3 protein-coding genes are annotated in these 3,869 nt (G+C 36.2%); all 3 read right to left on the bottom strand.

Annotated features, from left to right (window positions below; translation table 11 throughout):
• Nucleotides 1-123: 123 nt before the first annotated feature.
• Nucleotides 124-1,158 (bottom strand): metallophosphoesterase family protein, encoded by a 1,035-nt coding sequence (locus U9P79_04680; GenBank protein MEA2103923.1) that lies wholly within the window; start codon nucleotides 1,156-1,158, stop codon nucleotides 124-126.
• Nucleotides 1,159-1,352: 194 nt separating this feature from the next.
• A complete protein-coding gene (sppA, locus tag U9P79_04675; GenBank protein ID MEA2103922.1) occupies nucleotides 1,353-3,746 on the bottom strand; it encodes a signal peptide peptidase SppA in 2,394 nt (797 codons plus the stop codon).
• Nucleotides 3,682-3,869, bottom strand: a 188-nt coding sequence (locus tag U9P79_04670) for a hypothetical protein (protein ID MEA2103921.1), incomplete at its 5' end; no start/stop codon positions are given. The genes sppA and U9P79_04670, both read right to left, overlap by 65 nt.

Genomic DNA, 3,869 nt, shown 5'->3' with positions numbered 1-3,869 from the left:
AAGATCATCTGGGATGGGAAAGACAGATATGGAAACGAAGTTTCGCCGGGCACGTATTTCTACAAACTGGAATATGGCAAAAATGCTGTGGTACGAAAGATGGTGAAGGTGGGGGAATGAAATTTAGAAATTGATTTCGGATAATCTTTCTTCGCACCCACTAAAAATTTTTGGTTTGCTTGCACCCTCAATCCATTTCACCAGTTTTATTTTGTTATCTGCTATTTCCAAATTAGTTATGCCGTCCGTATATAATCCACAGCCGGAATTAAAATAACAGGGAAGAGGTTTATTTACTGGTTCCAACTCCACTATGTTTCGATTCTTTCTTTTTTCTTCTCTAATTTTATTCTTTATTTCCCGTATCTTTTCACGATTTTTCCTAATGGTAGTTTTACTTGTTCTGCTAAATTTTATTTCAGATTTCAATTTTTCAATTTTCTCTTCTAATCTACAAATAGAGGATTTTGCAGCGAATATGGCTCGATGCGTATGACCGCAAATCAAAATTACTTTATTCTTTTTTGCCCAGCTATACATGATTTTTTCGTAATCGTTTGTGATCTGTGATTTTGTCGCTGCCGGATGACCATAAAATCCCAAAAATTTTATGAATGGTTCGAACGTTTTGAATATTCCCCGAACAAAAAATTTACTGACCCAGCTCATTTTATCCGATTCCACATTGCCCTGGTGCCCGTGCACGAGCATAATTATCGCATCATCATTTTGAAATTTTAATTTGAGTGCTTCCGGTGCCCCACGATTCGAAACCGGATTTTTCATAGTCGGATCAGGTGCAGATTGCCATTGAAGGTCATGGTTGCCGAATATTCGAATGATGCGTTCGTTTTCAAATGATCGCAATTTTTTATATACGGAATTGTTGTACCTTATTTTTACTTGTTCCAGATCAAATTGCCACAGTTCTTCAATATCACCCAGCAAAATTATTGTGTAATCATTTTTTTTATAAAACGAAAGAGCCGTTAGAAGAATTTCTTCATTATGGTGAAAATCATCTGCAGGTCCACCATCGCCAAGATGCAGATCGCTGAAAATGGCTAATTTTTTATCGGAAATATTAAGAGATTGAGTATCTCCACTTTTCCATAATCTTGTCAGAATTTTATACGTGATATTTTTATCTTGAGCCATATTTTTGTTTTTCTATTTTATTCCTTGTAAACCGGAAATTTGAGATTTTCCGTTTTGGACAAACAGGTTGCGTTGCCACATGCCGTTTCGGAGAAACGGATTACGGATTGAAAAACCGAGTCGTGTCTAAAAGAGTGACGCGACTCGAGTTTTTCGTGTAATTCGCAGACATTTTTTTTATATTCTATTTTCCATCATTTCTGTTCTTCCCAAAAATTATAGGGACAAAGAAACAATATTTTCTCATCGCCAAATTGATTCCATTGCTCTATTGTGTTGGAAACTCTATTCAGTTCGTCGGGCAACTTGGTTTTAGTAAAAGAAACTAAATTTGAATTGAAGCTTATTTTTAACATTGCCGGAGAAGATTTGGGAAATTTTACGAGCTCAATTTCTTTCTCGGGGTCTATTTTGCAAAGTTTTTTCATAGCTCTTTTTGCTGTTTGCAGCCCACCCAATTCATCTACTAATCCAATTTTTTTTGCACTTTTTCCGCTCCAAACCCGCCCCTGAGCAATTTTATTAATTTCATCATAATCCATTCCTCTACCTTCAGCCACACACCCGATAAAATCACGATAGGAATGCTTTATGCTTTTATGAATCAGATTTTTCTCGGCTTCTGTCATCGGTCTGCTCGTGGAAGCAATATCAGCATGTTCCCCCTTTTTTACATAATCCCAATTGATATGAATTTTTTTATACAATCTGGTAAAATTGGGGATGATCCCAATAACACCGATAGAGCCGGTAATTGTTGAAGGCTCTGCAATTATCGAATCTGCATAGCAGGAGATGAAGTAACCGCCGGAAGCTGCGGCGCCGGACATTGAAACCACGACCGGTTTTGCATTTTCACCTTCACGGCATTTTTCCATTTCATGGGCAATAATATCGGAAGCGATGGCAGAACCCCCACCGCTATTCACCCGCAAAATTATTCCTTTTATAGACTTGGATTCTCTTGCTTCTTTAATAGCTTTGGCCATTGATTTTGATCCGATCGTGCGTCCGGGCTGTCCGTTACCGGTATGAATAAAACCTGAGGCATAAATTATGGCAATTTTATCTTGATGATTATCGCTCCAATCAGTTCTGAAATAATTCTGTTTGTGCTCTTCTACTATCTTAACTTCTCCGAAATCTTCTTTTATCTTATCTTCGAGCTCATCCTGGTACAATATTCCGTCCACAAGTCCATTTGTCTTTGCATCCTGTGGGACATAATAAGGTCCGTTATTGACCCATTCTTCTGCTTTTTCTTGCGAAATATTTCTTCCGCTTGAGATCATCGAGATCATTTCTTCATACAAATTATCAAGAAGACATTCATATACTTTGCGTTCGGCTTCGGTCATATGATCTTCCGAGAACATGTTTCCGGCAGTTTTAAAATCGTGGCTGCGGAAATTTATCACATCTACCCCCAAAGTATCCAAAAGGTCTTTGATATAAGGGCTGGAAACGGACAAACCTTTCAGATCAATTCCGCCGCTCGGGTGAAGATAAATTTTATCTGCAACAGAAGCTGCCAGTACGTAGTTCATGTTTGAAGCATATTTATAATAAAAAATTATCTTTTTCCCGGAAGATTTGAAATCAAGCAACGCAGTGCTAATCTCCTGAAAAGTAGCCATACTTGTAACAATATTTCCTGATTGAAAAACGATTCCGGTAATTTCATCATTATTTTTTAATTCGGTTAAAGTAGTAAGAATTTCTTCTAAGGTTTTACCATCTGCGGAAACTATTTCAATCGGACCAAATTTTGTAGAAGGAAGCTGATCCGCAATAATTCCATCTAATTTGTAATCGTAGATTTTATTCTTTTTGGGTTTAAAAAAATAATTTTTGAAAGTTTTGTCGGAAATTTTTGTATAGATAAATCCGTGATAATCTTCTCCTGTTTTAAATAAACTCGATCCTATTTGGAAGTGGGAAAAATTTATATTGATTGATGCCGAATATTTTTTATCCTCAAAATTATAGGTTGTTTTGAAAGCAAATCCATTAACCGGTTTTACTTCAACTCCAAGAATTTTATTTTCCCATTTTTTTTTATCGAAACTCATATCGTAGGAAATCGTCAAGCCGTCCCAAAAATTATTACCAATCGAGATCGGTCTTAAACCAAACCCCAATGTTCCGTTGCGAGAATCTGAAAAATATTTCTGCCCGTTTATACCGACCGAGAAGAAATCCCATGGACGATAAAGGGATGAAAATTTAAAGCTACCATTTTTGAATTGATCGTTCTCCCAAGTATAATCGGAACCGAAAAACAGATTGATTCCTTTTACATCTTGCCCTACAGCCAATGTATGAGTGTAACTGTCATTGTACTTTTGATAGCAATATCCGAGGTTATCAAGATTGAGGAAAAATTTTTGGTGTTTATCAATTTTTTCATTTGAAAAAAACTGGACAAAACCCACACCACCTGCGTTTCCAAAGCCGAGAGCAGCTGGGTTGATCTCTGTGGCAAAAATACCGTCTGTATTTGCTACGGAAAAAGTGGAGAAATTATTTGCATTTACAATTGAGAAAGTTGTTAAAACAATAACGAATAATACCGTTATTTTTTTCATTTTCTACCTCCGGGTAGTTTGATTTTTCCCAAATGCTGATAACTGCAAAATATTGTAAATGTTTTTGAAATTTTTTATCTTTTATTGCCAAAGTTTTATTTGCGTGAATGAGATAATTTTTGA

It is taken from the genome of Candidatus Cloacimonadota bacterium (assembly GCA_034661015.1).
Taxonomy (GTDB): domain Bacteria; phylum Cloacimonadota; class Cloacimonadia; order JGIOTU-2; family JGIOTU-2; genus JAYEKN01.
The sequence above is the reverse complement of the archived record's forward strand: the minus strand, read 5'-3'. Positions and strand labels throughout refer to the sequence as shown.

Excerpts from the sequence above, each read along its gene's own strand:
- sppA (MEA2103922.1), bottom strand. The coding sequence starts at position 3,746 with ATGAAAAAAATAACGGTATTATTCGTTATTGTTTTAACAACTTTCTCA.
- U9P79_04680 (MEA2103923.1), bottom strand. The coding sequence starts at position 1,158 with ATGGCTCAAGATAAAAATATCACGTATAAAATTCTGACAAGATTATGG.